A 26,149-nucleotide genomic window follows, 5' to 3' on the forward strand; every position below is an offset into this window, starting at 1 on the left:
CCGCTACGCCGCCCAGCAGTGCGTGACGACGGCATGCACCGCATAACCGCGATAGGGCGCGTCAAGCCGGCAATCGGCCCCGGCCGCTTCGGCAATGGCCCGCACGGCCTGCGGCAGGTTCTCCCGCGGCGTGACATGGAACAGCGCGAGCCAGCGCAGCAGCACGGCCTTGAACGGCCCCGGCAATCCGGCCTGATCGCCGAAATCGACGATATGCAGCGAGCCGCCGGCATCGAGCCGGCGCAGCGCCTCGGCGACGACCCCCTGCCAGGGCGGGATCATCGACAGCGCATAGGAGATGACGATCCGATCGAAGCCGGCAAGGCCGAACAGCACTTGAGGATCCAAAGCGGTGGCATCGGCCTGGGCAAGCCGGATCCGGTCATCGAGACCCGCCTTTGCGACCGATATCTTCGCCGTCGCCAGCATCGCGCTGGAAACGTCGAGCCCGTAGCAGGCGCAATCCGGATAGTGCCGGGCGATCCGGATCAGGTTGCGTCCGGTGCCGCAGCCGATCTCCAGCACGGTCGCGCCGGCCGGGGGCTGCAACCCGTCGATGAGCTGGTCGCGGCCGAGCAGATAGAATTTCCGGCTGGCATCGTAGATATGGCGCTGGTGCCGGTAGATCCGATCCATCAGCCCGGCGGCCGGGCCGGCCGGTGTCTCCGTCGCGCTCACCGGCCCTGGCCCTTCAGGACATAGAGGTGGAAGCCGCCATAGATCGCCGAGCGGTCCTGCCGGCAGAGCTCGCGGCTCGTCTCCTCCTCGTAATGCCACTGGTCGAGGATCGCCGCGGGCACGCGGCCGGGCAGCAATCTCTCGTCGGCCGCCGTGCGGAAGATCACCCGCGCGCCCGGCCGGGCCGTGCGCGTGATCTGCGACCACAACGCTGTCAGATCGGCGTCGTTCATCCAGTCCTGCGCATCGAGCAGCACATAGGCGTCGCAGCTCTCGGCCGGCTCGCCCTCCAGGAAGCCCGTGACCGCGCTCTGGCGATAGGACACGTCCGAGGCACGCGCCTTCACCGCCGCGAAATGTTCCGACTGGAGATAAGGCGGGAAGGCTGCATCCGGCCCCTCGCCATAGCGCCGGCCAAAAGCCTGCTGGGCGAAATAGTTGTCCTTGAGGTCGAAATCACAGGCCAGCCGTTCCAGCCGGAGCTTCAGCGCACCGAGAATGCCGTCCTCGCCATCGGCGGACAGCGCCTTGTACTGCGCCGGCGGGATGCCCAGCCCGTAGAGCGAGGCCGGCTGGCGCACCAGCCAGCGGATCAACCTGCGCTCGAAGACCGGCGCGAGATGTCTGTCGTAGAGCGCCCGCTGCTCGGCCCGGTCGCGCGCCGCCAGCATCGCCCTGGGATTGCCACCGAGCAGCCGCGCCAGCATATGACCCGTGCCGATGAAGCGGCCGAGCAGCCCGTAGCGGTGGAAACCCCGAGCAAAGAGGTTGATCCGGCGCCGCCCGTTCAGCCCCCGCCCCTCCCAGTAACCGCGCGAGACGGCATCGAGATGACCGGCGATCTCGCGGTCGTAGAGCGCGACATTGGCAGGCTCGTCCGCCCGGCCGAAGAAGCGCAGGAAATCCTCCTGCCGCTCGATCCGCGCCAGCGCCGCGAGCTTGAGGCGGCCCAGCGCGATATGGGTGGCGTTGAGATCGACCGCGCTGACCCGGATAGGCGCCGCCGTCAGATAGGAGAGGATGTTGCAGGAGCCGGACGCGATCGCCACGACATGGTCGTCGGCCTTGAGCCCGAGTGCCGCCATGTCGACGACGGGGTCCTCCCAGATCTGCGGATAGACCAGGCCGGAAAAGGCGCGGGCGAACAGCCATTCCAGTAGGCCGGCCTTGGACAGCGTCTTGCTGCGTCGGACGGCCTGTCCCAGCCCCGAGCTGGTCATGCGGCGGGCTGCGCGGGCCGTTTGGGTCGCCTGTTGCGTCACCGGTTTTCCTCCCTTTGCGGGTGGCCGGGCTGCTAGAGGAGTCGCGTGACGGTCAGGTGACGTCTTGCGCTCCGCTGCCACGGCATCGTGAGGCTGCCTGGACTCGACAGGGCTGAAATCTCGGATGCGAAGCGCCATATTGGGGCACGAAAGCCGATGAGGCGCCGCCCCGCTGACAAGGAGATCGCAATGGGTCTGATGAGCATGTTCGGCGAACCGAAGAAGCAGGACGAGAGTTTCCCCTTCCAGCTCACGGACACCGAGTGGCGCGAGCGGCTGACGCCGGAGCAGTATCAGGTCCTGCGCGGCCATGGCACGGAGCGGGCCGGCTCCTGCGCGCTCAATTACGAGAAGCGCGCCGGCACCTTCTCCTGCGCCGGTTGTGGCCAGAAGCTGTTCCGCTCGGGCAAGAAATTCGAGAGCGGCACCGGCTGGCCGAGCTTCGACCAGCCGCTGGAAGGGGCCGTCGAGACCAGCGAGGACCGCAAGTTCGGCATGGTCCGCGTCGAGGTGCATTGCGCGAATTGCGGCGGCCATCTCGGCCACGTCTTCCCCGACGGCCCACCGCCTACCGGCCTACGCTACTGCATCAACGGCGTGGCGATGGATTTTGAGCCGGAAGCAGCCTGACAACGCCGTCATGCTCGGGCTTGACCCGAGCATCTCGTAACAGAAAAGCGATGAAGAGATGCCCGGGGCAAGCCCGGGCATGACGTTTCAGGCAGTCGGCACGGCTCGTCGCGCCAGCGCCGCCGCGTCCACAGCCGGCGGCAGATCGCCGAACTGGCCCAACCAGCCGCCGCCCAATCGCGTCGCGATGAAAGCATCCGCCACCTCCGCCGGCGCGAAACGCAGCAGCAGGGAACCTTGCAGCAGCAGCGCCAGCTTCTCCGTCAATCGCCGCGCCTGCCCCTCGCTGCGCATCATCTCCGGCAACTCGCCCTCCAGCCGCTTCAGCGCTGCGTCAAAACGCCGGTCCGCCCCGGCAGCCACCATCATCTCCGCCCGCAGCACATCGACCGCCCCCTCCTCCCGCGCCAGCGAGCGCAGCACGTCGAGGCAGATGACATTGCCCGAGCCCTCCCAGATCGCGTTGAGCGGCGCCTCCCGATAGAGCCGGGCCATGGGGTTTTCCTCGATGAAGCCGTTGCCGCCATGGCATTCCAGCGCCTCGGTGACGACGGCGGGCGCGCGCCTCGTGATCCAGTATTTCGCGATCGGCGCGCCAACCCGCGCCAACAGGCGTTCGCTCTCAGACGCCTCCTGCCGGTCGAGCGCCGCGAACAGCCGGAAGGCGAGCCAGGCCGCGGCTTCTGCCTCGATGGCGATGTCGGCGAGCACGTTCTGCATGATCGGCTGGTCGATCAGCGCCTTCTGGAAGGCGCGGCGATGCTGGGCGTGATGCGCCGCGAGCGAGACCGCCATCCGCATCAGCCCGGACGACGCAGCCGCGATATCGAGCCGCGAATTATGGTTCATCGAAAGACCGGTGCGGATGCCCCTGCCCAGCTCGCCGATGAGATGGCCGATAGCTCCCCTGAACTCGACCTCCGAAGAGGCATTCGAGCGGTTGCCGACCTTGTCCTTGAGCCGCTGGATCGCGACGCCGTTGCGTGAACCGTCCGGCAGCCAGCCCGGTACGACGAAGCAGGAGATGCCCTCCGGAGTCCGCGCCAGCGTCAGGAACACGTCGGAATGCGGCACCGAGAAGAACCACTTCCTGCCATGCAGCGACCACGTCCCGTCGCGATTATCCTCGGCCACGGTCTGGGTCTGGCGCAGATCCGAGCCGCCTTGCGTTTCCGTCATCGCCGTGCCGACAGTCGCGCCCGTCTTGAGATGCGCCGGCCCTTGTCGCGGATCGTAGCGACCGGAAGTGACGAGCGAGCCCCATCGCTCCCACAAAGCCGCGTCCTGCTTCAGCACCGGCACGGCGGCATAGGTCATGCTGATCGGGCAGCAGATGCCGCTTTCCGCGCCGTACCAGAGATATTGCAGGGCGGCGCGTGCCACCTGCGCGCCGGGCTCGGGACGGTTCCAGGCGAGCGCATGCGTCTCCTGCCCGATGGCGAGCCCCATCAACTCGTGCCAGGCCGGATGAAAGCCGATCTCGTCGATGCGGTTGCCGAAGCGGTCGAACGCCTTCAATTCGGGCGTGTAGCGATTGGCGAGCCAGGCCAGCTCCTGCACTCTGGCGGAGCCGACCGTCCGCCCGGCTTCGTGCAGCCGCTCGCGCGCCCAGTCCGCCCCGAAAGCAGAAACGATCCCCGGCAGCACCGGATCGGCGCCGAAGGCGTCGTAATCAGCCAGCACCGGCACCTGATTGGTCACCTGATCGGCGTGCGGCATCTGCGCCATGGCCTTCCCTCCGATCCGCGTCGTTAACCACCAGACTATGCCGGCATCCGCCGATTGCGAATCCGCCCGATTGCTGCCCGAGTTCCTCCCTCACCTCGCCCCGCGCGCTGCGACCGGTGCGTGACGACGGAGATCTCACGTGCAGCGACGCCTTTCGAATACCCTGCTGATTGCCCTCATCGCCGGCCTCAGTGCCTCCGTCACTCCCGTGCACGCCCAGGCCCAACCGGCGCTGAAGGTTCAGGCAGGTGACGGCCGCCCCTACGAAATTGCCGACAGCGAGGTCTGGGACGTGCCCGATCCGGTCTCGCGCCGCGGCTATCAGGTTTTCGTCGCCTTGCCGCCCTCCTATGCGAAGGAGCCGCAGCGGCGTTATCCGGTGCTCTACGTCACCGACGCCGACTATGCCTTCCCGATCCTCCGCCAGATCAGCCGCCGCCTGAACCTCGAAGGACCCAAGGTGGAGGAATTCATCCTGGTCGGGCTGTCCTATGCCAAGGGCGAGGATGGCGCTGTCAGCCGCCGGCGCGACTACACGCCGACACCGAACGGGCCGCGCACAGCACCTGCCGGGGCGGTTCACGGCCAGGGGACGGCCTATCAGACCTATCTGCGTGATCAGGTGAAGCCGTTCATCGCCGCCCGCTATCGAACCGATCCCGCCAGGGCGCTCTTTCTCGGCCATTCCTACGGCTCCCTACTGGGCACGCAGATCCTGTTCACCGAGCCCGGCATGTTCAGCGGCTATATCCTCGGCAGCCCCTCGCTCTGGTACGACAAGCGCCACGCTTTGGAGCTGGAAGCGCGCTACGCCGCCCGGAGCAAGGACCTGCCGGCCAAGGTCTATCTCTATGTCGGCGCCTATGAGGCGCAACGCAAAGGCGACCGGCGCTACAACCAGACGGTCGATATGGTCGCCGACAACCGGGCTCTCGAAGCCGCATTGCGCGGCCGGAAATATCCGAGCTTGAATCTGAAGTCCGTCGTCCTCGACGAGGAGGATCACCTCAGCGTCGCGCCGCGCGGCTTCACGCAGGGCCTGAAATACCTGCTGCCGGCGCGCTGAGCCGACAGGCGGGGGGATGCTGCCACCTCCCTGTGGAGCGGAGTATAAAATGATCGCTCCGGCAGGGCGCAATCCTGACATCGACGCCCTATATTCGCCGGAGAACGAATCACGCACGAGCACCGCGCACCCTTGTCCGAGACCGATCCTTTTTCCGCTCCCCCGCCTCGCCCCGGCGGCCTCGCCGCGCGCGCTGCCGCGCAGCCTGCGGCCGGCTATCTGGCGGGGTTGAACCCGGAGCAGCGCCAGGCGGTCGAGGCGACGGACGGTCCCGTACTGGTCCTTGCCGGCGCCGGCACCGGCAAGACCCGCGTGCTCACCACCCGCATCGGCCACCTGATTTCGACCAGCCGCGCCTATCCCTCGCAGATCCTCGCCGTGACCTTCACCAACAAGGCGGCGCGCGAGATGAAGGAGCGCGTCGCCCATCTCGTCGGCCCGGTCGCCGAGGGCATGCCATGGCTCGGCACCTTCCACTCGATCTCGGCCAAGCTCCTGCGCCGCCATGCCGAACTGCTCGACCTGCGCAGCGATTTCACCATCCTCGACACAGACGACCAGATCCGCCTGATGAAGCAGGTGATCCAGGCCGAGAACATCGACGAGAAGCGCTGGCCCGGCCGCATGCTGGCCGGCTTCATCGATAGCTGGAAGAACCGCGGCCTCAGCCCCAAGGACGTGCCCGCCGGAGAGGCCGCCGTGTTCGCTCATGGCAAGGGCGGCAAGCTCTATGCCGCCTATCAGGAACGCTTGATCGCGCTGAACGCCGTCGATTTCGGCGATCTCCTGCTGCATTGCCTGACGCTGTTCCGCGCCTATCCGGACGTGCTCCAGACCTATCACGACCGCTTCCGCTACATCCTCGTCGACGAGTACCAGGACACCAACACGGCGCAGTATCTCTGGCTGAGACTTCTCGCCCAGGGCCGCCGCAACATCTGCTGCGTCGGCGACGACGACCAGTCGATCTATGGCTGGCGCGGCGCCGAGGTCGACAACATCCTGCGCTTCGAACACGATTTTCCGGGCGCGACGGTGATCCGGCTGGAGCGCAACTACCGCTCGACCGGCCATATCCTCGCCACCGCCTCGAAGCTGATCGCCCGCAACGAGGGCCGCCTCGGCAAGACTTTGCGCACAGAGGACGCGCTCGGCGAGAAGGTCACCATCACCGGCGCCTGGGACAGCCAGGAGGAAGCCCGCCTGATCTCCGACGAGATCGAGGCGATGCAGGCGAAGGGCCAGGATCTCGGCCAGGTCGCGGTGCTCGTGCGCATCTCCGCGCAGATGCGCGAAATCGAGGAGCGCTTCGTCCAGGCCGGCGTGCCCTATCGCGTCATCGGCGGCCCGCGCTTTTACGAGCGCGCCGAAATCCGCGATGCGCTCGCCTATCTGCGCTGCGTCGTCTCAGCCACCGACGACCTCGCCTTCGAGCGCATCGTCAACGTACCCAAGCGCGGCCTCGGCGACGCGACGGTCCAGCTCCTGCACAACCATGCCCGCGCCACCGGCTTCTCGCTGATGCAGTCGGCCCGCGCCGCGGTCGAGAGCGACGAGTTGAAGCCCAAGGCCCGTACCGCGCTGCGCGAGCTGGTCGATGCCTTCGGCCGCTGGTCGACCCGCGCCGAGCATATGCCGCAGGGCGAGCTCGCCGAGCTGGTTCTGGAAGAGAGCGGCTATACCGAGATGTGGAAGAAGGACCGCTCGGCCGATGCGGCCGGGCGCCTGGAAAACCTCAAGGAACTCGTCCGCTCGCTCGACGAGTTTCCCGACCTGCCGTCCTTCCTCGAACACGTCTCGCTGGTGATGGATGTCGCCGATGGCGAGGCCGAGGCCCGCGCCTCGATCATGACGCTGCACGCCGCCAAGGGGCTGGAATTCGACACGGTCTTCCTGCCCGGCTGGGAGGAAGGCCTGTTCCCGAACCAGCGCGCGCTCGACGAGAGCGGTCGCGCCGGTCTGGAGGAGGAGCGCCGCCTCGCCCATGTCGGCCTCACCCGCGCCCGCAAGAAGCTGAAGCTCTATTTCGCCTCGAACCGGCGCATCCACGGCCTCTGGCAGACCAGCCTGCCCTCCCGCTTCATCGACGAACTGCCGGAGGAACATGTCGAGGTCGAGCAGGCAGCGAGCAGCTACTCGCAAGGCGGCTACGGTGCCTCGCGCTTCGACCGGATGGAGAGCTTCGGTTCCAGCTACAACACGCCCGGCTGGCAGCGTGCGCAGGAGAACCGGGCGAAGAACAGCGGCGGCGGCAGCGGCTTCTCGGAAAGCGGCCGCGGCTTCGGCCAGGGCGGTTTCGGCAGTTCCTCACGCCAGCGCGGCCCGCTCATGATCGAGGGCGAGCTGACGGCGAAATCATCCGGCGAATCCGCTTACGGCACCGGCGCCCGTGTCTTCCACGTCAAGTTCGGCCCCGGCTCGGTCGCCAGCGTCGACGGCAACAAGCTGACCGTCGATTTCGACAAGGCCGGGCGGAAGATGGTGCTGGACTCGTTCGTGCAGAAGGCGGGCTGAGCCATCTGCACGAAGCCGTGACCCGGCTTGATTGCCTACTTACTAGTAGGTAGATATGGATCATGACCGGCTCGACATCCGACGAAATCCTGCGCTGCGCCCGCTCCCTCCTGATCCAGGGTGGGTATAACGGCTTCAGCTATGCCGACATCGCGAAGGTGGTCGGCATTCGCAATGCGAGCATCCACCACCATTTCCCCAGCAAGTCCGATCTCGTCCGCACGCTCGTCGCCCGATACCGGGAGGAGGCCGAGGCCGGCATCGCCGCTCTGGAGCAGCAGGTTCCCGATCCGGCTCGGCAACTGCAGGCCTATATCGGCTACTGGGAGGCCTGCATCGCCGATTCGAGCGCTCCGTTCTGCCTTTGCGCGCTTCTCGCCAGCCAGATCCCTGTCCTTCCGCAGGACGTCACTCTGGAAGTCCGCACCCATTTCCGAGCCCTCTCCGCCTGGCTGGCCTCGGTCCTCGAACGTGGCGCCGCACAGGGCGACCTGCGTTTCACCGGGACGGCCAGGGTCGAAGCGGAAGCTTTCATGGCAGGGGTCCACGGCGCGATGCTTTCAGCCCGCGCCTATGGCGACCCGGCGATTTTCGGTGTCATCACCCGCCCGCTGCTGGAGCGTCTGATGGCACAGCACTGAACCTCACCGCCCCGAAGAATGAAACGCGCCACAAAAACCTACCTATTAGTAGATAGACATTCCTGCATCCCAGACGCCCTCGCGCTCGGCGACAGGCGCAACCTTCGACAAAAGGACATTCTCATGTTTGGCATCACCCCGCTCGGCTGGGTCCATACGCTGGGCAGCCTGCCGGCCATCCCCGCAGCAGCCTATATGTTCGCGGTCCATGGCCGGATCGTGCCGCGCTCGACTGCGGGCATCGTCTACCTCATCTCGATGCTGATCGGCGCCGCTACGGTCTTCTTCGTCACGCATATGCCTGCCGGTCACGTCATCGGCGCGCTGACGCTCCTGCTGCTCGGCATCGGCTACACCATCGGCCGGACCCCGCTCCCCGCGCGCGCCGTCGCCTATGTCGAGACGATCGTCCTGAGCGTGACGGCCTTCCTGCTCATGCTGCCGACGGCCACCGAGATCCTGCGCCGCGTCCCGGATGGCCATCCCTTCGTCACCGACCTGAAATCCCCGCTCCTGCTCGGGGTGCAGGCGGGCATTCTGGCCGCACTCGTCATCGGGATCGGCGCCCAGATCGTCTACCTGCGCAGGACAGGCGGGGCGGCCTCAGCCTGACTCGCGAAACCATGGAGGAGCGACGCCGGCCACGCCGGCGCTTAAGCCTCCTCCCGCTCGCGGAAGGCTTTTCGCGCTGCCGAAACCTCGGCGTAATAGGTCTCGGCCCAGGTCCAGACCCCGCAAAAGGCGGCGCTGAGCTCGCGCCCGAGTTCCGTCAGCGTGTAATCGACATGCGGCGGGATCACCGGGTGGACGGTGCGAACGACCAGCCCATCGCGCTCCATCTCGCGCAATGTCTTGGTCAGCATCTTCTGGCTAATGCCGCCGACGATCCGGCCGACCTCGGTGAAGCGCAGCGTGCCATGCTCCTCAAGCGCCTCCAGCACCAGCATCGTCCATTTGTCGGCGACCTGCGCGATGACCTGCCGCACCAGCGATTCCACCGCCGGGCTGACCGGAGGGATCGCCTCGCTGCGCTGATGCATCGCCGCCATCGCGGTCCGGATCGCCTGCATCTTACACTCTCCTTTTGGTGCGTATGGCACTTTCAAGCGCCTTCTTTCCAATGAAGAGTATCGGCGCCATCTCGTTTCACGCAACCACGAGAAGGCTTTGCCATGAAGATTTCCGGAAACACCATCCTCATCACCGGCGGCGGCTCGGGCATCGGCCGCGCGCTCGCCGAGGCGCTGCACGCCAAGGGCAACAAGGTCGTCATCGCCGGGCGCCGCGAAGCCGTGCTCGATGCGGTTACCGCTGCCAATCCCGGCATGGAATCGATGCTGCTCGACATCCAGGACGAGGCCGATATCGCGGCCTTCGCCCGACAGGCCATCAAGCGCTTCCCGAGTCTGAACGCCGTCATCAATAATGCCGGCATCATGAAGCCGGAAAACGTGCCGGCTGCCGACAATCTCGCCATCGCCGAGGAGACGATCGCGACCAATCTGCTCGGTCCGATCCGCCTGACCACGGCGCTGCTGCCGCATTTCCTGAAGCAGCCGCGCGCCACGGTCCTGACCGTCTCGTCCGGCCTCGCCTTCGTGCCGCTGGCCGCGACCCCGACCTACAGCGCGACCAAGGCCGCGATCCATTCCTGGTCGATCGGCCTGCGCGAGCAGCTCAAGGACACATCGGTCGAGGTCATCGAGATCGCCCCGCCTTACGTGCAGACCGAACTGCTCGGCCCGCATCAGGCGGTCGATCCGGCCGCGATGCCGCTCGCCGATTTCACCAGCGAGGTGATGACGATCCTCGAAACGCAGCCGGAGGCCGGCGAGGTCATCGTCGAGCGCTGCAAGACGCTGCGCTTCGCCGAGGCGACCGGCAGCTTCAGCCAGGTCTTCGCGGCGCTGAACGCGCAGCACGCCTGAGGCGGGCGCTCCTCAGGCCACCGCAGCCATGTTCAACGCGCAGGCGGCTCGATTCCGGCCCTGCATCTTTGCGCGGTAGAGCTGCGCATCGGCCTCGGCGATCAAGTGCTCGATTGTCGTGCCGCCGGCCCAGCCGGCGGCACCGATGCTCACGGTCAGGCTGACCGGCTCGCCGCCCGGTGCCTCGATCCGGAGGCGCCGAACCGCATCGAGAACCTGCTTCGCAACGGTCTCCGCCTCCGTCAGGACGGCGCGCGGGAGATAGACCGCAAACTCCTCGCCGCCGAGCCGCCCTGAGAAGCCGCTCGCGCCCACCGCGCCCGCAATCGCCTGCGCCAGTCTTCGCAAGGCATCGTCGCCGACTGGATGGCCGAAGCGGTCATTGACCTGCTTGAAGTGATCGGCGTCGATGAAGAGCAGCGTCCCCTTGCTATCCGCCGTCATCGCCTGCCCCAGATCGCTGAGGAAACTTTCACGGTTCAGGAGCCCGGTCAGGCCATCGCGGCGCGCCCTTTCCAGCAAGGCCTCATGCGCCGCCGACAACGCGCCGTGCAGCCGCGCGATCTCGCCATGGGCGTCCTTCAGGCGCTGTGCCTGCCGGAATTGCCAGGCGCTGGCCGGCCAGGCGATCAATAGCGGACAGAGAATGCACATCAGCCAGGCGGTGCCGTCCACGACCCCGCCGAGCATCGGCACGACGGTCAGCGCCAGGCCGAGCGAAGCCGCGATCGACAGCGCTGTCGCAAGGCTTGCCTTCAGAATGATCGCGCGCGTCGAGGCCGTCATGGCCTGCGGGTAGCAGGGAATGCTGAACGCCGGGTTTAGCTACGCCGCCCCCGGCCATTTCCGATGACAGCGGCGGATGCGCCTGCTAAGCCCGCGCCATGCGCGAAGGCCTCCTGCCAGCGACGGTCGCGACCGTCCTCGAACTCTCCACCTCGGGCGAACAGGCCCGGGCCCTCACCGAATTGCTCGGCGAGATCTTCGACCCCACCGAGACGGCGATCTCGGCCTTCGAGGTCGAGGACGGCATCACCACGCTCTCGATGAACATCCCGTGGAAGGTGGAGATCTATTTCGCCAACCCGCCCGATGAGGATGCGGTGCGCGATCTGCTGCGCCCGATCGTCGGCGAGCTCGTCGATACGACACCCTTCACGACGGTGAACACCAAGGATTGGGTCGCCAACAGCCTCGACGGCTTGAAGCCCGTCCGCGCCGGCCGCGTCCTAGTCCATGGCGCGCATGACCGGCACGTCGTCCGGACCAACGATATCGCGATCGAGATCGAGGCCGCGCTGGCTTTCGGCACCGGCCATCACGGTACCACCGCCGGCTGCCTGCTCGCGCTCGACGCCGAACTGAAGAAGCGCCGCCCGCGCCACGCCATCGATGTCGGCACCGGCACCGGCATTCTCGGGCTGGCGCTCGCCAAGCAGATCAAGCGCAAGGTCGTCGCCGGCGATATCGACGCGGTCGCGGTCGAAGTCTCCGCTCATAACGCCCGGCTCAATCATGCACCGAACGCGCTGGATCTCTATGTCGCGCCGGGCCTGCGCCATGCCAAGGCCTGGCGCCCTGGCCATTTCGACTTCGTCTTCGCCAATATTCTGGCCGGCCCACTGAAGCGCCTCGCCCCGTCGATCGCGCGCGTGCTCTCGTCGAACGGCACCCTGATCCTGTCCGGCCTGCTGGCGATGGACGTGGCTGGCGTGGTCTCGGCCTACCGGCACCAGGGCGTCCATCTCGCCAGCCATTCGCTGCGCGAAGGCTGGGCGACGCTGGTCATGAAAAAAGGCGGCGCAGCCCCGAGGCCGCGCCGCCTTGCCTGACCTCCGGCGCTTCCGGGGAAGCGCGAGATCGTTACTCGCTCGGCTCAGAAGCCGATATAGCCGTACTTCTTCTCGGCCTCGGCCTGCAGGCTGCGGGCATCGTGCCAGACGGCGGCAGTGAACTTCGCAGCGTCGGCGATCTGTTCGACGATATGCTTGATGATGGCGATCATGATGGAAAATCCTTGAGGTTTTCAGCCACGCGGCTCGAGGCCGCAGCGGCGCGAATTCAGCGGTTGAAAGGCAGCGAGACGTCGCTCGACAGCGTCGCGGACGGGAAGCCGCCCAGCACGATCTCAGCCTCGTTGACGAGGAGGTTGCGGGCACGCAACTGGCGGTCTGCGGAACGCTCACGGCTCGCGACGAGCGCGGCATAGAAGCGCTGCATCAGGCCAGCCTTGCTGGCGCGGGTCTCGGCCCTGGTCCGGACCGGTACGGGCAGCACGTCGGCATTGTTCAACACGTAAGTCATGGGTCTATCTCCGAAAAACGAAGGACAGTCCCGGTCGCTTCCTCGTTCTCTTATGCGATCAAGATGGGGTCATTTCGCACTTGCGAGAAGATGTGTTCGCATATGCAAGATATGCAGAAAACGCATGCGATCCGTCCATATCCATTAATGTTTGCGTCGATTGCATAACCAATCGGCACAATGCGGAACGCGGAGGCAGCGCGGCCCTACCAAACAGGCACCTCCAAACCGACGGATTTGCGCTGGCGCTTTTGCTGGTGCGAGGCGACCATGGCGCAATTCTGTGCCGGACCCCGCCATGACCGATTCGACCCTGCCGACCTGCCGCTTCCAGTCCTTTTCCGAACCGAGCGACCCCAAGCTGGTTGCCGGCCGTGTCGCCGCCCTGCGCAAGGCGCTGGCCGCGCAGGGGCTCGACGGCTTCGTCATCCCGCGCGCAGACGAGCACCAGGGCGAATATGTCCCGGCCCATATGGCCCGCTTGGCATGGCTGACCGGCTTCACCGGCTCGGCCGGCAATGCCGTCGTGCTGGCCGACAAGGCCGCGCTGATCGTCGACGGCCGCTACACCATCCAGTCGGCCGAGCAGACCGACACCAAGATCGTCTCGCCGGTCCGCATGGAGGAGACGCCGCTGGAGCGCTGGGTCGAGCAGAACCTGCCGACTGGCGGCAAGCTCGGCTACGATCCCTGGCTGCATACGGTGGACGGCCTCGCCCGCCTCGAAAAGGCAGCGGCAGCAGCCGGCGGCAGCCTCGTCGCGGTCAAGGCCAACCCGATCGACGCACTCTGGAGCGACCGCCCCGCCCCGCCGACGGCGCCGGTCAAGGCCCATCCGGCCGCCTTCGCCGGCGAGGACAGCGTCTCGAAGCTCGCCCGCATCCAGAAGGCGCTGACAGAGGCCAAGGTCGACGCGCTCGTCGTCTCCGATCCGCATGCGCTGGCCTGGGTCTTCAACATCCGCGGCGGCGATGTCGAGCACACACCGCTGCCGCTCGGCTATTCCATCGTCCCGCGCGAGGGCCGGCCAACCGTCTTCCTCGCACCGGAGAAGATCACCAACGAGGCCGGCGATGCGATCGGCGCCGTCGGCGAGATCGCCCCTCCGGCCGAGCTCGACAGGCAGATCGCGAAGCTCGGCGCGGCCAAGGCCAAGGTCCGGTTGGACGCCACGACCGCAGCTTCCGCGCTGGCAACCCTGATCCGCGATGCCGGCGGCACGGCCGATGCCGGCGCCGATCCGATCGCCCTGATGAAGGCGCGCAAGAACGCGGCCGAGCTCGACGGCGCCCGCAACGCCCATCTGCGCGATGGCGCCGTCATGGTCCGCTATCTCTCCTGGCTGGCGCGCGAAGCGCCGAATGGCGGCCTGACCGAGATCGATGCGGTGGCCGCGCTCGAAGCCGAGCGACTGAAGACCGGCCTGCTCAAGGACGTCTCCTTCACCACCATCGCTGGCGCCGGCCCCAATGCTGCGCTGCCGCATTACCGCGTCAGCGAGGCGACCAACCGCAAGCTGGAGCCGGGCATCTTCCTGGTCGATTCGGGCGGCCAGTACGAGGACGGCACCACCGACATCACCCGCACCATGGTGATCGGTACGCCCACGCCCGAGATGCGCGACCGCTATACCCGCGTGCTCAAGGGCCATCTCGCGATCTCGCGGCTGGTCTTCGTCAAGGGAACCTCGGGCGCGCAGCTCGACGCCTTCGCGCGGCTGCCGCTCTGGCAAGGTGGCTTCGATTTCGATCACGGCACCGGCCATGGCGTCGGCAGCTATCTCTCGGTGCATGAGGGACCGCAGCGCCTGTCGAAGCTCGGCACCACGCCATTGGAGCCGGGCATGATCCTCTCCAACGAGCCCGGCTACTACAAGCAGGGCGAATACGGCATCCGCATCGAGAACCTGATCGTGGTCGAGGAGCGCCAGATTCCGGGGGCCGAGCGCGTGATCTACGGCTTCGAGACGATCACCTGGTGCCCCTATGAGCGCGCCCTGATCGAGAAAGACATGCTCGATGCCGGCGAGATCGCCTGGATCGACGCCTACCACGCCAAGGTCTGGCAAAAGCTCTCGCCGCAGGTCGAGGGCGAGGCGAAGGCGTGGTTGGAAACGGCCTGCCGGCCGTTGTGAAGCTCCGCGTCATGGTCGGGCTTGTCCCGACCATCCACGTCTTCCTTCATCAAGCGCAGTGTTCAAGACGTGGATGCTCGCCACAAGGGCGAGCATGACGGCAGTGCTAGAACACCATCCTGAAACCGACCACCGCGACAACCCCGACCGCCACCACGCCCAGCAAGGGCAACCGCGTCGCGGCAAGCGCGGTGATCGCCGCCGCCGCCGTCTCGGCCCAGCCGGTCGCGAGCGCGCTCGGCGCGATCACCGCGATCAGAACAGCCGGCGGGATCGCGTCGAAGGCGGCCTGCGCCCGCGGCGAGAGGCTGAGCCGCCCGGCCAGCGCCAGCCCGGCGACGCGCGTGAAATAGGTCACGATCGCCATGCCGAGGAAGGCGAGGAGGTTGATCGGATCGACGCTCACGCCTTGGCCTCCTCGGTGACCGGCTGTTCTTCACTTCCGGCCGCAAGCCATGCCGCCAGCAACCCGCACAATGCCCCCGCCGCGACATGCCAGGGCGGCCCGGCCAGCCGATAGGTCACGGCCGAGGCAATGCCGGCCGCTGCCACCGTCCAGAACGTCACGCGGCCCTTCCAGAAGGCGGCGACGAGCGCGATGAACAGCGCCGTGAAGGCGAAATCGGCCCCGAGCCGCTTGGGATCGCCGAGCACGGCGCCGATCATCGCGCCGAGCGTCGAATTGATCAGCCAGCCCGAGACGAAGGGGATCACCATCGCGAACCAATAGGCCGGCGTCAGGCGGTGGGTGCGGGCGCGCTTCTCGGCCAGCGCCCAGTTCTCGTCGGCCATGTAGTAGAGGCCGAGGAATTTCTGCCAACGGCTGAAGCCCTGGAGCTTGGGCGCGAGCGAAGCGCCCATCAGCACATGGCGCGCATTGATGAGCAGCGTCGAGAACACCAGCGCGGCGACCGGCGCCGGGCTCGCCCAGAGTTCGATCGCGGCAAACTGCGCCCCGCCGGCGAAGACCATGATGCTCATCAGGAAGACTTCGAGCGGCGATAGCCCCTTGCTGGCCGCGACCGCGCCGAAGAGCAGCCCGATCGGCGCTGCGGCGACCGCGGCCGGCCAGATATCGTTCAGGCCGCGCCTGATGTCGTCACGCATCGTGGACATGGAAATGTTCTCTCGAAAACCGATCTCAGGCGGCATGCGCCGCGCGGAAGGCACCGGGCGTGACGCCAAAGCGGGCCTTGAAGGCGCGGGTCAGATGCGGCTGGTCGCAGAAACCGGTCGCAGCCGCGACGTCGCCGGGCATCTCGCCGCGCCGCAATCGTTCGCGCGCCCGCCGCACGCGAACATCGACCAGATAGGCATGCGGCGTCAGCCCGGTCTCGCGCCGGAAGGCCCGGATCAGGTGGTGGCGCGGCAGCCCGGTGAGCCGCGCCAGATCGGCCAGCGACAGGTCCTCTTCATAGCGGGCCTCGAAGACCTCGCGGGCACGGGCGACGGCCCCACTCTCCACACCCACCGGCCGCACGGCGAGATCGGCATGATGCGTCAGGCAGCGAGCGTAGAAGCGCAGCAGCATTTCCTCGCCGGCCAGCAGGTCCCCGCCATCCTCGATGGCGCGATGAGCCGCCGCGAAGAGCGCAGCCCCCTCGGCATCATCGACCAGAGGCTGTGGGAAGAACGGTGTCCCGATCCCGTCCCGGCCGCAGAGCGAAGCCGCGACCTCGCGGATCAGCCCTACCTCTGGATAGGTCATCCGGTAGCTGTAGCCCGGGCCATAGGGCTCGCCATCATGCGTCTCGAGCGGATTGACGAAGGTGATCTGACCCGGTCGCGCATAATGGCGTGCGCCGCGAACCCGGAAGGTTTCGCAGCCGGCCTCGATGACGCCCATCACATAGCTGTCGTGCTGGTGCGGCGCATAGGCGTGCTGGCGGAAGGTCGCGGCGAGGCAATCCAGCCCGCCGAAGCGCTCGGCCGGAAAAAGCTTGGCCCGCTCGCCGGCGACGAGCGGTTCGAGGCCTAATGTCTCACCTTGGGTGACTGCTTCCATGGTGCAAGCATAAACCTTCTCGCCCCATTGCTGTCTTGAAGAAAAGTGATCGGGCGCATCACGCGCCCGATCGGTTTTGCCATTCCTGGAGAGAACCTCAGAGCGCGTGCGCGGCCGCGCTGGCGCCGACGCGTTCGGGGCTCTTCGACCCCAGCAGCAGCACGCCCAGTCCGCCGACCAGCGTCGCAACCGTGGTATAGGCGATGACGCCGAGCGTGCCGAAGCCATCGACCAGGAGCCCGCCGAAGATGGCGCCGCTTGCGATCGCAATCTGGAAGGCCGCGACGATCAGCCCGCCGGCCGATTCCGCCTCTTCCTCCGGCGCGACGCGCACCAGCCAGGTCTGGAAGCCGACCGGCAGCGCTCCGAAGGCGAAACCCCAGAGCCCGACCGCGATGGCCGAAGCGAGCGGCGACGCGCCGACGAAGAGCAGGCTGATGCCGACCAGCGCGATCAGGAAGGCGCCGAAGATCACCGAGGCCTTGGCGCTGCGCGCCGTGATCGCCCCACCCGCGAAATTACCGAAGAAGCCGCCGATTCCATAGGCCAGCAGGACGAGCGAGATCACCTCGACCGACAGCTTGGGGATCTGCTCCAGAAACGGGCGGACATAGGTGAAACCGGCGAAATGGCCGGAGATCACCACGACGATGCCGGCAAGCACGAGCGCGATGCTGGGCTGGCCGAGCAGACGGAACAGCGTGCGGATATCGGGCGAGCCCCGCGCCGGCAGCCGCGGCAGAACCGCCATCTGGATGACGAGTGCGGCAACCCCGACCAGCGCCGAGAGCCAGAACACGAAGCGCCAGCCCATCACGTTGCCGAGATAGGCGCCGATCGGCGCGGCGCTGACGGTGGCGAGGGAGACGCCGGCGAAGATCAGCGACATCGCCTTGGGGAGCGCGCTGGGCGGCACGAGCCGCATCGCGGTCGCCGCGACCATCGACCAGAAGGCGCCGAGCCCGATGCCGAGCAGGACACGGGCGAAGAGCAGCGTCGTCAGGTTGGTGGCGATTGCCGCGATGACGCTGGAGACGATCAGCAGGCCGGTCAGCGACCAGATCACGAGACGCCGGTCGATGCCGCGCGTCACGATTGCCGCGGCAAGCCCCGCGATGGCGCCGACGACGGCAGTCGCGGTCACCGCCTGCCCGGCGGCGCCGACGGAGACACCGACATCGGCCGCCATCGGGGTCAAAAGGCTTGCCGGCAGGAACTCGGCCGTGACGAGGCCGAACACGCCGAAGGTCAGGGATGTGACGGCAGCCCAGGCCGGCTTGTCGCGGGCATCCTCGGCTGTATCGTCGAATTCAAGGGTCGTGGCAGACAGGGAATCTGACATGGGGGTCTCCATCAGGTCGCCGGAAGATGGGCGTGGCCCCATGGAGTTTCCATGCTATATCATCCGCATCTCATGACCGTTCGTCCAGGAATGCCATGACCGCTTCCACCGACCACCTGACCGAGATGCTCCGGGGCTTGCGGCTCGACGGCGTCGATTACAGCCGCTGCCAATTGGCCGCGCCCTGGGGCGTCGTCTATCCACCGACCCATCAGGCCTATTTCCATTTCATCTCGCGCGGCCACTGCTGGCTGAAGACGCCGGCCGGCGAATGGCTGGAGCTCGCCGACGGAGACGCCGTGCTGCTGCCGCGCGGCGGTGGCCATGTCCTGGCGAGCTCGCCGGATGTCGTCGCCTCCCCACCCTGCGACTGCCGGGTTCTGGAAGCCTATGGCAACATCTTCGATGTCGAGGGCGGCGGCGCCGGCGCGCATATGCTCGTCTTCACCGGCCGCATGACCTTCAATGTCGATCTCGATCACCCATTGCTGCGGTTGATGCCGGACCTGATGCGGATGAGCGATTTCATCGCATATGAGCCCAGCATCCCGCATCTGCTCGACGCGATGGGCCGCGAGGTCGCGATGGACCGGGTCGGCGCCGGCGGCATGCTGGCACGCCTCGCCGACGTGCTGGCCGCCGCGATCATCCGTGCCTGGGTCGAGGGCGGCTGCGGCGCCGCCAAGGGCTGGGTCGCCGCAGCGCGCTGCCCGACGGTCGGCAAGGTGCTGGCGGCGATCCACGCCCATCCCGAAACCGACTGGACAGTCGAAAGCCTCGCCGAGCTGATGGGCGCCTCGCGCTCCGGCTTCGCCGAGCGCTTCGCCGAAGTCGTCGGCGAGACGCCGGCCCGCTATGTCGCGCAGGTCCGGATGCATCAGGCTCGACAATGGCTGGCCCGCGACAAATTGCGGATTGCGGTGGTGGCGCAGCGCCTCGGTTACGAGTCGGAAGCCTCGTTCAGCCGCGCCTTCAAGCGCATCACCGGGCTGGCGCCGAGTCAGGTGCGGGCAGCGGGCGAGGCCTCTCCCGTGGCGATGTTCACACCGCCGGCGGAAGCCGCGGAGTAGGCGACGTTTCGCGCGTCATGGTCGGGCTTGACCCGACCATCTCAGGACAAGAAGGCGCCCTCTGGTCATGAGATTCTCGGGTCTGCGCTTCGCTCCGCCCGAGAATGACGAGCCTGTTCAGCCGCCCACCAGGTCAAACCAGCCGGCCTCGTCGATCACCTCGACGCCGTGCTTGGCGGCATCCTTGAGCTTGGAGCCAGCGCCCGGCCCGGCGACGAGCAGATCGGTCTTCGACGAGACCGAGCCCGCGACCTTGGCACCCAGCCGCTCGGCCATCGCCTTGGCCTCGTCGCGGGTCATCCGCTCCAGCGCGCCGGTGAAGACCACGATCTTCCCGGCGACGGGGCTGGCCGAGGCCACCGCTTCCAGCGGCTGCGGCGAGACCTGCGCCAGCAAGCGGTCGAGCAGTTCCTCGTTATGCGGCTCGCCGAAGAATTCGATCAGCGCCTCGACCACGGTCGGCCCGACGCCGTCGATGGCGTCGAGCTCCTGCCGCTCGGGCGAGGTCTCGTCGGCTGCCGCGATGCCGGCCGCTCGCAGCGCCTCGAACGAGCCGTAATGCCGCGCCAGCAGACGCGCCGTCGTTTCGCCGATATGGCGAATGCCGAGCCCGAAGATGAAGCGGTTGAGCAGCGGGGTACGCCGGTCCTCGATCGCATCGAACAGCTTGGCGACGCTCTGGGCGCCGAAGCCTTCCTTGGCCTTGAGCTTTTTCAAGGGATTGGCGGCGTCGCGCGCGGCCAGCGTAAAGATATCGGCTGGCTCCCTGACGGGCAGCTCGGGATCGCCATGGAAGAACTCGATCTGCTTGTCGCCAAGCCCGTCGATGTCCATCGCGTCGCGCGAGACGAAATGCTTGAGGCGCTCGACCGCCTGCGCCGGGCAGATCAGGCCGCCGGTGCAGCGGCGGATAGCGTCCTCCTTGCCGGTGCGGGGATTGAGTTCACGCGTCGCATGGCTGCCGCAGGCCGGGCAGAGCGTCGGGAACTCGTACGGCTTCGAATCCACCGGGCGCTTCGAAAGATCGACCGCCTCGACGCGCGGGATCACGTCGCCCGCCCGCTTCACCGTCACCGTGTCGCCGATACGGATATCGGTGCCGTCGCGGATCGGCAGCCCCTTGGAATCGAAACCGCGGATATAATCCTCGTTATGCAGCGTCGCATTGGTCACGACGACGCCGCCGACCGTCACCGGCTTCAGACGCGCGACCGGCGAGAGCGCGCCGGTGCGGCCAACCTGGATGTCGATGGCCTCCAGAACGGTCGTCGCCAGCTCGGCCGGGAATTTATGCGCGATCGCCCAGCGTGGCGCCCGCGAGACGAAGCCGAGCCGCGCCTGCAGCGCGAGATCGTCGACCTTGTAGACGACGCCGTCGATATCGTAGCCGAGCGTCGCGCGCTGGCTCTCGATCAGGCGGTATTGCGCGATCAGCTCGGCAACGCTCTCGCAGCGCTTCATCAGCGGGTTGGTGCGGAAGCCCCAGCGCCTGAAGGCCTCGACCACGCCCGATTGCGTCGGCGCCGGCAGCACCGGCATCTCACCCCAGGCATAGGCGAAGAAGCGCAAGGGCCGCGCGGCGGTGACGCTGACATCGAGCTGACGCAGTGAGCCCGCCGCCGCATTGCGCGGATTGGCGAATTCGGGCAGCCCCTTCTCGCGCTGGCGCTCGTTGATCCCGGCGAAATCGGCATGGCCGAGATAGACCTCGCCGCGCACCTCGGCGATCTCAGGCACATCCGGCCCGGCAAGCGTCTTGGGAATTTCGGAGATGGTGCGGGCGTTGAGCGTGACATCCTCGCCCTCCTCGCCGTCGCCGCGCGTCGCGGCCGCGACCAGCTCGCCCTTCTCGTAGCGCAGCGAGAGCGACAACCCGTCGATCTTGGGCTCGGCGGTGAAGGCGATGCCGTCCTCCTCCTTGCGGCCAAGGAAGCGATAGACGCGGCCAGCGAACTCGGCCACGGCCTCGTCCGAGAAAGCATTGTCGAGCGAGAGCATCGGTACGCGATGCCGGATCTTGGCGAACTTGCCGGAAGGCTTGGCACCGACCTTGGCGCTGACGTCGCTCTCCTGCTTCAGCACCGGAAAGGCTTCTTCCAGCGCGACGAGCCGACGACGCTTCGCGTCATAGGCCGCATCGTCCATGATCGGCTGGTCGTCCTGGAAATAGGCGTCGTTTGCAGCCTGCACCGCGGCGGCCAGCAGCTTGTGTTCGGCCTTCGCCTTGCGCGGCGTCAGCTCCGCGATCGGCGTTTCGGAGGGGGCGGAATCGTCGGCGTCGCTCATGGCACAGCATTAGGCGAGATGATCGTGACGAGGAAGGGCAGCAGCCTTTTTGCAGCCCGTGCAAGGCGGTGTCGCCCCGAAAGCTTGCGACAAACCGCGCTTTGGCGCGTATAGTTTGCGGGCTGGGAATTGGAAGCTCGACGCCGCAGGCCGTTGACACCAAGGTTCACGTCGACAGCCATATGGCGAACCGGGCCGGAACCGGGAGACACGCCATGGCCAATCTCGACGGCACAGTTCATGACATTGCCGCGCTCTCGCAACCGCGCATCAGGACCATCACCACGCGGGATCTGCACGAGGCGCTGCTGCGCGGCTGGGACGATTTCAAGGCGCAGCCGAGTCACCTCGTCTTCATCGCGCTGATCTATCCCGTCGCCGGCATCCTGCTGGCGCAGCTCACGGTCAGCTACAATATCTTCCCCCTGCTCTTCCCGCTGCTCTCGGGCTTCGCATTGCTCGGCCCCTTCGCCGCGATCGGGCTCTACGAGATCAGCCGCCGGCGCGAGAAGGGCATGGACACGTCCTGGGTCCATGCTTTCGCGGTGCTGCGCTCGCGGTCAATCGGACAGATCGCCCTGCTCGGAGCGATGCTGACCGGGCTCTTCCTCGCCTGGCTGTTCAGCGCCTGGTTCCTCTATCGTGGCCTGCTCGGCCTGCCCGCCGATGTCTCGACCACCGATTTCCTGCGGGCGGTGTTCACCACCGCGGATGGCTGGATCATGATGGTGATCGGCAATGCGATCGGGCTCTTGCTGGCGATCCTCGCCTTCTCGATCTCGGTGGTGTCTTTCCCGCTGATCATCGACAGGCATGTCGACGCCCCCACAGCCATCCGCACCTCGATCGCCGCCGTCGAGGCCAATCCGCGCGTGATGATGTATTGGGGCCTGATGGTGACGGGCTTGCTCGTGCTCGGCTGCCTGCCGATGCTGGTCGGCCTGATCGTGGTCATGCCGGTGCTCGGCCATGCCACCTGGCATCTCTACCGCAAGCTCGTGGACTGAGAGCGGCCAGCCCCGTCATTCCCGGGACGAGAAGGCGCCGGTTTCCGTCATCTCCGCAGGCTCTCGAAAGCTCCGGCGGGAACCATTGCACCCCGGATCGGGTTCAACCCCTGTCAGATCGAGCCGCAAGGCTCCATTCAGCCAGGGGGCTTTTCATGAACAACATCATTTATATCGTCGGTCTTATCGTCGTCGTTCTCGCGATCCTCTCCTTCCTCGGCCTGCGCTGAGGAAGGCGAACGGGAGCGCGCGCTGCAGCGCTCGAAGCCTGCTGTTCTTCAAAGAATTCGCGCTGTCACTCCCGGCCTGACCCGGAATGACAGCGCGTTTTTGCAGAGGCTGAAACTCAGCCGCGATTGTCGCCGCGCGGCTTGCCCTTGCCGAAGGGCTTGCCACCGGCCGGGCGCCCGCCGGCAGGCTTGCCAGCGAAGGGCTTGCCCTTGCCCTCATAGGGCTTCTTGAAACCGCCACCCGGCTTGCCGTCGTCGCGGCGCGGCGGGCGCGCGTCGTCGCGCGGCGGCCTGCTGTCGGCGCGGTAAGGCTTACGCTCATCGCTCCGCGGCGCGCGTTGATTCGCGTCCCGGGGCTCGAACCGCGGCCGCTGCGGCCTGTCTCCGGCAGCCTGCTCATCTCCCCAGCTCTTCCGCGGCGCAGCCGGACGCTCGGCCTTGTCCCCGAAAGCCTTCGCCGGACGACGCTCGGCTTCGGTCGTCGGCTCGATCACGATCTTGTCGCGGTCCGGGATGCGCACCGAGTCATAAAAGCGATCGGCCACATCGGCATCGATCTCGACCTTGGTCTCGCGGTCGAAGATGCGGATCGCACCGACCTCGTCGCGGGTGATCCGGCCGCGGCGGCACAGCATCGGCAGGAGCTGGCGCGGATCGGCGCCCTGCTTGCGGCCGATATCGAGACGGAACCAGACGGTATCGCCGCGTGGGCCGGCAGGCTTGCGCGGGCGCTCGCCATCCTCGCCCTCCTCGCGCCCCGCGCCGAACGGGCGGCGCTTGGCAGCATAATCCTCGTTGGTGCGGACCGGACGGCGCTCGTCGCGGCCGAAGCCGGGATCGCCAACCTCTTCCGCCGCCGGCAGGCGGGCGCGGTAGAGCCGAACAAGCGCGGCGGCGATATCGCGGGCCTCGCGGCCCGCCATCAGCGCCTCGATCATGCCGGCATCGTCCTCGGAACCGTCGCCGTTCAGCAGCGGATCGGAGAGCAGGCGCTCCTGATCGAGGACGCGGATCTCTTCCTCCGTCGGCGGGCCGATCCACTCGGCCTCGACCTTGCCTTCCATCAGCAGGCGCTCGGCCTTGCGGCGGCGCGACTGCGGCACCAGCAGGACGCTCGTGCCCTTGTTGCCGGCGCGGCCGGTGCGGCCCGAGCGATGCTGCATCACTTCGGAATCGTTCGGCAGCTCGGCATGGATGACGAGGTCGAGCCCGGGCAGGTCGATGCCGCGCGCCGCGACGTCGGTCGCGACGCAGACCCGCGCCCGGCCGTCGCGCAGCGCCTGCAACGCCGCGTTGCGCTCGTTCTGGCCGAGTTCGCCCGAGAGCGCGACGGAGGTGAAGCCGCGCTCGAGCAGAATCGCCTCAAGATGGCGCACGGCATTGCGGGTGTTGCAGAAGACCAGCGCCACCGGCGCATTATGGAAGCGCAGCAGGTTGACGACCGCGAGCTCGGCCTCCTTCGGGAAGACGCGCACGGCCTTGTAGGCGATGTCGGCATGGCCGCGCCGCGTCGCTTCCACCTCGATGCGCAGCGCGTCGCGCTGGTAGCTCTGCGCGAGCTGCACGATCGCCTTCGGGAAGGTCGCCGAGAACAGCAGGCTGCGGCGCTCCGCCGGGGTGGTCTTCAGGATGTATTCGAGGTCGTCGCGGAAGCCGAGATCGAGCATCTCGTCAGCCTCGTCGAGCACGACCGCCTTCAGCGCGGACACGTCGAGGCGACGGCGCTCGATATGATCGCGCAGGCGGCCGGGCGTGCCGACGACGATATGCGCGCCCTCGTCGAGCAGCATCGCCTCGCGGCGCGGATCCATGCCGCCGACGCAGGAGATCACCCGCGCGCCGGTCTGGGCATAGAGCCAGGCCAATTCGCGCTGCACCTGCAAGGCCAGCTCGCGCGTCGGTGCGATGATGAGAGCCAGCGGCTCGGCGGCGGGGCCGAGCTTCTCGGCCGTGCCCAGCAGGGTCTCGCCGATGGCGAGGCCATAGGCGATGGTCTTGCCGGAACCGGTCTGCGAGGAGACCAGCAGGTCGCGCCCGCGGGCGGCGTCTTCGAGGACGGCGCTCTGCACCGGCGTCGGGTCGGAGTAATTGCGATCGGCGAGCGCGCGCGCGAGCGGCGGGCTCGTGAGAGAAAAGGACATGCGATATGGGCCTAAAGGTTGCGGCGTAAGATGAAGGAACGGCGCGAAGCGTGGGCGATGGGTTCAGGCGGCACTAGAGCATCGGACCGAAAAGCGGGGTTCACTTTCCGGAAAATCCGATGCCAAAACAAATAGTTAAATCGCCCCCCAGAGCGTCCGAAAGGACTCATGGCGATCTAACGGGCAGCTGCACCATCGGATGACAGCGGCTCATAAAGCAAAGTGATACAAAAGGAAATGCGGCATTCCCGCGCCCGGCGCAGGGCTGAGCCGGGCCGGACGCGCCTTGCCGGCGAGGTCAGGCGCCCACTAGCTTCCGGACCTCACCGACCCCGTGCGACGCCGAAGCGGAGAACAGCCATGGTCCAGCAGTCCCGCCGCATCGGCGCCTTCGATGTCTCGATCCTGCATGACGGCGTCTTCGAGGCGCCGCTCGACGTCCTGATCCATGCGGATGGGGAGATGGCCCGCGATGAGGCCGTCGCGCGCTGGGGCAAACCGAAGGTCAGCATTATCGTGAACTGCTTCGCGCTGAAGGGAGCAGACGGGATCACCCTCGTCGATGCCGGCACCGGCCCCTCCTGGGGCAAAGCGATGGGCCATGCCCCGGCTGCGATGGTGGCTGCAGGCATCGCGCCCGAAGACGTCGCCCGTGTTCTGATCACGCATCTCCATGGCGACCACGCACTCGGCCTGTTCGACGGCGACAAGCCCTTCTTCCCGAATGCCGAGATCATCGTGCCCGAGGCCGATTTCGGCTTCTATGGCGACGAGGCCAATCGCGCACGCACCCCGGAGAAGAAACAGGGCGCCTTCGCCATCGCCGCGACTTTGAAGAAGCATTATGCCGGCCGCATCCGTTCGGTTCCGGCGGGCGAGGCGCAGGCCGGCATCACGTTGATCTCCCTGCCCGGCCACAGCTTCGGCCATAGCGGCTACCTGATCGAGGGCGACGGTGAGAGCCTGCTGCTCTGGGGCGACGCGCTGCATCTCTCCGACCTCCAGGCTTCGGACCCGGCTATCGGCTTCATCTATGATTTCGACGCCGCGACCGCGGTGGCTTCGCGCCGCGGTATCCTGGAACGCGCCGCGCACGAGAACTGGCTCGTCTCGGGCGGCCATGTCGAGGGGTTCAGGAGGGTGGTCAGGAAGGGCACGGGCTACGAATTGCAGCCGGCCTGAC

Annotated in this window: 24 protein-coding genes; 11 read left to right on the forward strand and 13 right to left on the reverse strand. The window is 67.1% G+C overall.

Annotated features, from left to right (window positions below):
• Window positions 1-3: 3 nt before the first annotated feature.
• Both FHT98_RS03950 and FHT98_RS03955 read right to left on the reverse strand, forming a co-directional pair.
• On the reverse strand, window positions 4-678 hold the full coding sequence (locus FHT98_RS03950) for a class I SAM-dependent methyltransferase (protein WP_425284563.1): 675 nt from the start codon (window positions 676-678) through the stop codon (window positions 4-6).
• Window positions 675-1,898: a BtaA family protein gene (locus FHT98_RS03955; RefSeq protein WP_142112560.1), complete on the reverse strand. Its 1,224-nt coding sequence runs from the start codon at window positions 1,896-1,898 to the stop codon at window positions 675-677. The genes FHT98_RS03950 and FHT98_RS03955 overlap by 4 nt, the downstream gene beginning before the upstream one ends.
• 240 nt (window positions 1,899-2,138) lie before the next feature.
• Between FHT98_RS03955 and msrB the strand changes: the two genes are divergently transcribed.
• A complete protein-coding gene (msrB, locus tag FHT98_RS03960; RefSeq protein WP_248309317.1) occupies window positions 2,139-2,570 on the forward strand; it encodes a peptide-methionine (R)-S-oxide reductase MsrB in 432 nt (143 codons plus the stop codon).
• Between the two features lie 87 nt (window positions 2,571-2,657).
• On the opposite strand, the gene FHT98_RS03965 is transcribed toward msrB, so the two are convergent.
• Window positions 2,658-4,298, reverse strand: coding sequence for an acyl-CoA dehydrogenase family protein (locus FHT98_RS03965; protein WP_248309136.1), 1,641 nt, complete (start codon window positions 4,296-4,298; stop codon window positions 2,658-2,660).
• A 139-nt stretch (window positions 4,299-4,437) separates the two neighbouring features.
• Between FHT98_RS03965 and FHT98_RS03970 the strand changes: the two genes are divergently transcribed.
• The 4 genes from FHT98_RS03970 to FHT98_RS03985 all read left to right on the forward strand — a co-directional run bounded on the left by FHT98_RS03970 (window position 4,438) and on the right by FHT98_RS03985 (window position 9,131).
• The gene (locus tag FHT98_RS03970) at window positions 4,438-5,364 is read left to right on the forward strand and encodes an alpha/beta hydrolase (protein ID WP_142112562.1); all 927 of its coding nucleotides are present in this window, start codon (window positions 4,438-4,440) and stop codon (window positions 5,362-5,364) included.
• Window positions 5,365-5,496: 132 nt separating this feature from the next.
• Entirely contained in the window at window positions 5,497-7,878 is a 2,382-nt protein-coding gene (locus FHT98_RS03975) for an ATP-dependent helicase (RefSeq protein ID WP_142112565.1), read from the forward strand.
• Between the two features lie 62 nt (window positions 7,879-7,940).
• Window positions 7,941-8,519 carry a TetR/AcrR family transcriptional regulator gene (locus FHT98_RS03980; RefSeq protein ID WP_142112567.1) on the forward strand — a complete coding sequence of 193 codons (579 nt, stop codon included), beginning with the start codon at window positions 7,941-7,943 and terminating at the stop codon, window positions 8,517-8,519.
• A gap of 123 nt (window positions 8,520-8,642) precedes the next feature.
• Window positions 8,643-9,131 carry a hypothetical protein gene (locus FHT98_RS03985; protein WP_142112569.1) on the forward strand — a complete coding sequence of 163 codons (489 nt, stop codon included), beginning with the start codon at window positions 8,643-8,645 and terminating at the stop codon, window positions 9,129-9,131.
• Between the two features lie 41 nt (window positions 9,132-9,172).
• Here FHT98_RS03985 and FHT98_RS03990 read toward each other — a convergent pair whose 3' ends face one another.
• Window positions 9,173-9,589, reverse strand: a complete 417-nt coding sequence (locus FHT98_RS03990) for a winged helix-turn-helix transcriptional regulator (protein WP_091856456.1) — start codon at window positions 9,587-9,589, stop codon at window positions 9,173-9,175.
• Window positions 9,590-9,691: 102 nt separating this feature from the next.
• Here FHT98_RS03990 and FHT98_RS03995 point away from each other — a divergent pair, with 102 nt between their 5' ends.
• Window positions 9,692-10,447, forward strand: coding sequence for an SDR family oxidoreductase (locus tag FHT98_RS03995; RefSeq protein ID WP_142112571.1), 756 nt, complete (start codon window positions 9,692-9,694; stop codon window positions 10,445-10,447).
• Between the two features lie 12 nt (window positions 10,448-10,459).
• Here the strand turns inward: FHT98_RS03995 and FHT98_RS04000 are convergent, their stop codons facing one another.
• Window positions 10,460-11,233 (reverse strand): GGDEF domain-containing protein, encoded by a 774-nt coding sequence (locus FHT98_RS04000; protein WP_142112573.1) that lies wholly within the window; start codon window positions 11,231-11,233, stop codon window positions 10,460-10,462.
• Window positions 11,234-11,331: 98 nt separating this feature from the next.
• Here FHT98_RS04000 and FHT98_RS04005 point away from each other — a divergent pair, with 98 nt between their 5' ends.
• The gene (locus tag FHT98_RS04005) at window positions 11,332-12,279 is read left to right on the forward strand and encodes a 50S ribosomal protein L11 methyltransferase (protein WP_142112575.1); all 948 of its coding nucleotides are present in this window, start codon (window positions 11,332-11,334) and stop codon (window positions 12,277-12,279) included.
• 44 nt (window positions 12,280-12,323) lie between these two features.
• On the opposite strand, the gene FHT98_RS26610 is transcribed toward FHT98_RS04005, so the two are convergent.
• Together FHT98_RS26610 and FHT98_RS04010 are read right to left on the reverse strand one after the other, a co-directional pair.
• A complete protein-coding gene (locus FHT98_RS26610) occupies window positions 12,324-12,452 on the reverse strand; it encodes a hypothetical protein (RefSeq protein ID WP_274532863.1) in 129 nt (42 codons plus the stop codon).
• Between the two features lie 56 nt (window positions 12,453-12,508).
• Window positions 12,509-12,751 carry a hypothetical protein gene (locus FHT98_RS04010; protein ID WP_142112577.1) on the reverse strand — a complete coding sequence of 81 codons (243 nt, stop codon included), beginning with the start codon at window positions 12,749-12,751 and terminating at the stop codon, window positions 12,509-12,511.
• 298 nt (window positions 12,752-13,049) lie between these two features.
• On the opposite strand from FHT98_RS04010, the gene FHT98_RS04015 reads away from it, so the two are divergent.
• Window positions 13,050-14,885 carry an aminopeptidase P family protein gene (locus FHT98_RS04015; protein WP_142112578.1) on the forward strand — a complete coding sequence of 612 codons (1,836 nt, stop codon included), beginning with the start codon at window positions 13,050-13,052 and terminating at the stop codon, window positions 14,883-14,885.
• A 106-nt stretch (window positions 14,886-14,991) separates the two neighbouring features.
• Here FHT98_RS04015 and FHT98_RS04020 read toward each other — a convergent pair whose 3' ends face one another.
• The 4 genes from FHT98_RS04020 to FHT98_RS04035 all read right to left on the reverse strand — a co-directional run bounded on the left by FHT98_RS04020 (window position 14,992) and on the right by FHT98_RS04035 (window position 18,232).
• Complete coding sequence (locus tag FHT98_RS04020) at window positions 14,992-15,291, reverse strand: AzlD family protein (RefSeq protein ID WP_142112580.1); 300 nt, start codon at window positions 15,289-15,291, stop codon at window positions 14,992-14,994.
• Complete coding sequence (locus FHT98_RS04025; RefSeq protein ID WP_142112582.1) at window positions 15,288-16,001, reverse strand: AzlC family ABC transporter permease; 714 nt, start codon at window positions 15,999-16,001, stop codon at window positions 15,288-15,290. The genes FHT98_RS04020 and FHT98_RS04025 overlap by 4 nt, the downstream gene beginning before the upstream one ends.
• A 25-nt stretch (window positions 16,002-16,026) precedes the next feature.
• Window positions 16,027-16,890 (reverse strand): AraC family transcriptional regulator, encoded by an 864-nt coding sequence (locus tag FHT98_RS04030; protein ID WP_185745068.1) that lies wholly within the window; start codon window positions 16,888-16,890, stop codon window positions 16,027-16,029.
• A 97-nt stretch (window positions 16,891-16,987) separates the two neighbouring features.
• Window positions 16,988-18,232, reverse strand: coding sequence for an MFS transporter (locus FHT98_RS04035; RefSeq protein WP_142112586.1), 1,245 nt, complete (start codon window positions 18,230-18,232; stop codon window positions 16,988-16,990).
• Between the two features lie 95 nt (window positions 18,233-18,327).
• On the opposite strand from FHT98_RS04035, the gene FHT98_RS04040 reads away from it, so the two are divergent.
• Window positions 18,328-19,302: an AraC family transcriptional regulator gene (locus FHT98_RS04040; RefSeq protein ID WP_248309137.1), complete on the forward strand. Its 975-nt coding sequence runs from the start codon at window positions 18,328-18,330 to the stop codon at window positions 19,300-19,302.
• A gap of 117 nt (window positions 19,303-19,419) precedes the next feature.
• Here FHT98_RS04040 and ligA read toward each other — a convergent pair whose 3' ends face one another.
• A complete protein-coding gene (ligA, locus tag FHT98_RS04045) occupies window positions 19,420-21,588 on the reverse strand; it encodes an NAD-dependent DNA ligase LigA (protein WP_142112590.1) in 2,169 nt (722 codons plus the stop codon).
• Window positions 21,589-21,803: 215 nt separating this feature from the next.
• Here ligA and FHT98_RS04050 point away from each other — a divergent pair, with 215 nt between their 5' ends.
• The gene (locus FHT98_RS04050; protein WP_113586743.1) at window positions 21,804-22,595 is read left to right on the forward strand and encodes a DUF2189 domain-containing protein; all 792 of its coding nucleotides are present in this window, start codon (window positions 21,804-21,806) and stop codon (window positions 22,593-22,595) included.
• Window positions 22,596-22,941: 346 nt separating this feature from the next.
• On the opposite strand, the gene FHT98_RS04055 is transcribed toward FHT98_RS04050, so the two are convergent.
• Window positions 22,942-24,966 (reverse strand): DEAD/DEAH box helicase, encoded by a 2,025-nt coding sequence (locus tag FHT98_RS04055; protein ID WP_142112592.1) that lies wholly within the window; start codon window positions 24,964-24,966, stop codon window positions 22,942-22,944.
• A 360-nt stretch (window positions 24,967-25,326) separates the two neighbouring features.
• On the opposite strand from FHT98_RS04055, the gene aidB reads away from it, so the two are divergent.
• Window positions 25,327-26,148: an AidB family quorum-quenching N-acyl homoserine lactonase gene (aidB, locus tag FHT98_RS04060; protein ID WP_142112594.1), complete on the forward strand. Its 822-nt coding sequence runs from the start codon at window positions 25,327-25,329 to the stop codon at window positions 26,146-26,148.
• Window position 26,149: the final 1 nt, after the last annotated feature.

This window comes from Allobosea sp. AK1, assembly GCF_006714945.1.
Lineage (GTDB): Bacteria > Pseudomonadota > Alphaproteobacteria > Rhizobiales > Beijerinckiaceae > Allobosea > Allobosea robiniae.

What these genes read in the sequence shown, in the direction of transcription:
- FHT98_RS03980 (WP_142112567.1), top strand. Translation starts at nt 7,941, where the DNA reads ATGACCGGCTCGACATCCGACGAAATCCTGCGCTGCGCCCGCTCCCTC.
- msrB (WP_248309317.1), top strand. Translation starts at nt 2,139, where the DNA reads ATGAGCATGTTCGGCGAACCGAAGAAGCAGGACGAGAGTTTCCCCTTC.
- aidB (WP_142112594.1), top strand. Translation starts at nt 25,327, where the DNA reads ATGGTCCAGCAGTCCCGCCGCATCGGCGCCTTCGATGTCTCGATCCTG.
- FHT98_RS03955 (WP_142112560.1), bottom strand. Translation starts at nt 1,898, where the DNA reads ATGACCAGCTCGGGGCTGGGACAGGCCGTCCGACGCAGCAAGACGCTG.
- FHT98_RS04030 (WP_185745068.1), bottom strand. Translation starts at nt 16,890, where the DNA reads ATGGAAGCAGTCACCCAAGGTGAGACATTAGGCCTCGAACCGCTCGTC.
- FHT98_RS04015 (WP_142112578.1), top strand. Translation starts at nt 13,050, where the DNA reads ATGACCGATTCGACCCTGCCGACCTGCCGCTTCCAGTCCTTTTCCGAA.
- FHT98_RS03985 (WP_142112569.1), top strand. Translation starts at nt 8,643, where the DNA reads ATGTTTGGCATCACCCCGCTCGGCTGGGTCCATACGCTGGGCAGCCTG.
- ligA (WP_142112590.1), bottom strand. Translation starts at nt 21,588, where the DNA reads ATGAGCGACGCCGACGATTCCGCCCCCTCCGAAACGCCGATCGCGGAG.
- FHT98_RS26610 (WP_274532863.1), bottom strand. Translation starts at nt 12,452, where the DNA reads ATGATCGCCATCATCAAGCATATCGTCGAACAGATCGCCGACGCTGCG.
- FHT98_RS03995 (WP_142112571.1), top strand. Translation starts at nt 9,692, where the DNA reads ATGAAGATTTCCGGAAACACCATCCTCATCACCGGCGGCGGCTCGGGC.
- FHT98_RS04005 (WP_142112575.1), top strand. Translation starts at nt 11,332, where the DNA reads ATGCGCGAAGGCCTCCTGCCAGCGACGGTCGCGACCGTCCTCGAACTC.
- FHT98_RS04055 (WP_142112592.1), bottom strand. Translation starts at nt 24,966, where the DNA reads ATGTCCTTTTCTCTCACGAGCCCGCCGCTCGCGCGCGCGCTCGCCGAT.
- FHT98_RS03990 (WP_091856456.1), bottom strand. Translation starts at nt 9,589, where the DNA reads ATGCAGGCGATCCGGACCGCGATGGCGGCGATGCATCAGCGCAGCGAG.
- FHT98_RS04010 (WP_142112577.1), bottom strand. Translation starts at nt 12,751, where the DNA reads ATGACTTACGTGTTGAACAATGCCGACGTGCTGCCCGTACCGGTCCGG.
- FHT98_RS04000 (WP_142112573.1), bottom strand. Translation starts at nt 11,233, where the DNA reads ATGACGGCCTCGACGCGCGCGATCATTCTGAAGGCAAGCCTTGCGACA.
- FHT98_RS04050 (WP_113586743.1), top strand. Translation starts at nt 21,804, where the DNA reads ATGGCCAATCTCGACGGCACAGTTCATGACATTGCCGCGCTCTCGCAA.
- FHT98_RS04035 (WP_142112586.1), bottom strand. Translation starts at nt 18,232, where the DNA reads ATGTCAGATTCCCTGTCTGCCACGACCCTTGAATTCGACGATACAGCC.
- FHT98_RS04040 (WP_248309137.1), top strand. Translation starts at nt 18,328, where the DNA reads ATGACCGCTTCCACCGACCACCTGACCGAGATGCTCCGGGGCTTGCGG.
- FHT98_RS03965 (WP_248309136.1), bottom strand. Translation starts at nt 4,298, where the DNA reads ATGGCGCAGATGCCGCACGCCGATCAGGTGACCAATCAGGTGCCGGTG.
- FHT98_RS04025 (WP_142112582.1), bottom strand. Translation starts at nt 16,001, where the DNA reads ATGTCCACGATGCGTGACGACATCAGGCGCGGCCTGAACGATATCTGG.